At 43.5% G+C, this 1,497-nt stretch carries 2 protein-coding genes and 1 pseudogene; 1 reads left to right on the forward strand and 2 read right to left on the reverse strand.

All coding sequences use genetic code 11. From position 1 onward, the window contains the following. A partial coding sequence (locus tag F6K38_RS41740; protein WP_287360714.1) for a cobaltochelatase subunit CobN occupies window positions 1-973 on the forward strand: 973 nt, incomplete at its 5' end. Between the two features lie 92 nt (window positions 974-1,065). On the opposite strand, the gene F6K38_RS41745 is transcribed toward F6K38_RS41740, so the two are convergent. Both F6K38_RS41745 and F6K38_RS41750 read right to left on the reverse strand, forming a co-directional pair. After that, a complete protein-coding gene (locus F6K38_RS41745) occupies window positions 1,066-1,227 on the reverse strand; it encodes a hypothetical protein (protein ID WP_009149309.1) in 162 nt (53 codons plus the stop codon). After that, window positions 1,217-1,497, reverse strand: a pseudogene (locus F6K38_RS41750) (family 10 glycosylhydrolase); the annotation flags it as partial. The pseudogene F6K38_RS41750 and the gene F6K38_RS41745, both read right to left, overlap by 11 nt.

Consider the following 1,497-nt stretch of genomic DNA (forward strand, 5'->3'; position numbering starts at 1 on the left):
CTTTGAAATCTTGCCAGTGTCTGTGTTACAACGTCCCCGAGTGGATGTGACCCTGCGCATCTCTGGCTTCTTTAGAGATAGTTTCCCCAATTTAATCGACCTATTTCACAATGCAGTAGTTGCTGTGGCAAGCCTGGATGAATCACCATCAGACAATCCTCTAGCAGCCCAGGTGAAACAGGAAACAGACTATTGGTTACAGGTAGGGTTGAGTCAGTCCCAAGCCCAAATGCGATCGCACTACCGCATCTTTGGCTCGAAACCAGGAGCCTATGGTGCTGGGTTACAGGGTTTGATTGAATCTCAAAACTGGCAAGATGAGCAGGATTTAGCTCGCGCTTACATTAACTGGAGTAGTTACGCCTACAGCTCATCTTCCCCCAAAGGAGCCCCAGAAGCCTTTGAGCAGCGTCTCAAACAGATGCAAATTGTATTACACAATCAGGATAATCGGGAACATGATTTACTTGATTCAGATGATTATTACCAGTTTCAGGGGGGGTTAACCGTAGCGGTGCGGGGGTTGACTGGCAAAAATCCTCAAACCTACTTTGGGGATAATTCTATCCCTGAAAAGCCCAAAGTTCGACAGCTAAAGGAAGAGATTGCCCGAGTGTACCGTTCTCGTGTCGTGAATCCTAAGTGGATTGAGGGAGTGATGCGCCATGGTTACAAAGGAGCATTTGAAATGGCAGCAACAGTAGATTATTTGTTTGCCTATGATGCTACCGCTAATTGTGTGGCAGACCATATGTATCAAGGAGTAGCTCAAGGGTATTTATTTGACCCAGATGTCCAAGAGTTTGTCCAACAAAAGAATCCATGGGCATTGCGAGATATGGCAGAACGGTTACTGGAAGCCAATCAGCGGGGATTGTGGCAGTCAGTTGAACCAGATACTTTAGAAAAATTGAGAGCGATCGCATTAGAAGCAGAAGCAGTGATTGAAGGGGAAAATTTTGGCATTGTATAGCTCCGGAAGTCTAGTTAGATGCTTAGTAAGCATTCAGCCGTGAGCCAAAGCTCACCCTACTTGAGGTGCGGTCAGCCGTCAGCTTATTTTATTCAAAGGTGCGCTTGCGCGTAGCCCATTAGCTGATAGCTGATAGCTGATAGCTGATTGCTGATAGCTGATAGCTGATTGCTGATAGCTGATTGCTGATTGCTGATAGCTGATTGCTGATAGCTGATAGCTGATTGCTTACGACGCTTACATCTATTTAACATAAAATTGTTTTAACTTAGAAGCTACGTCTTCTGGATTTGTCCGATCAGGAAACACTAAAATAGCCTTAATTTTATTATTAGCCACTATTTCTGGCAAGCGATGGAATTGTTGATCAGTAATAGCAATTCCATCATAGGTTTCGGCATAATCTACTTCTTTGGTAAAATTTTTATCATTATAAGCTTGAATAAAAACTCGATCTACATTCCATTTTGGCCAGTCGGCAGCAAAATATTTTTTAGCCCAATAAGGATTATGATGACAAAGAT

Origin of the sequence: Moorena sp. SIO3B2, from assembly GCF_010692525.1 — a bacterium.
GTDB lineage: Bacteria > Cyanobacteriota > Cyanobacteriia > Cyanobacteriales > Coleofasciculaceae > Moorena > Moorena producens.

Excerpts from the sequence above, each read along its gene's own strand:
- F6K38_RS41745 (WP_009149309.1), bottom strand. The coding sequence starts at position 1,227 with ATGTTAAATAGATGTAAGCGTCGTAAGCAATCAGCTATCAGCTATCAG.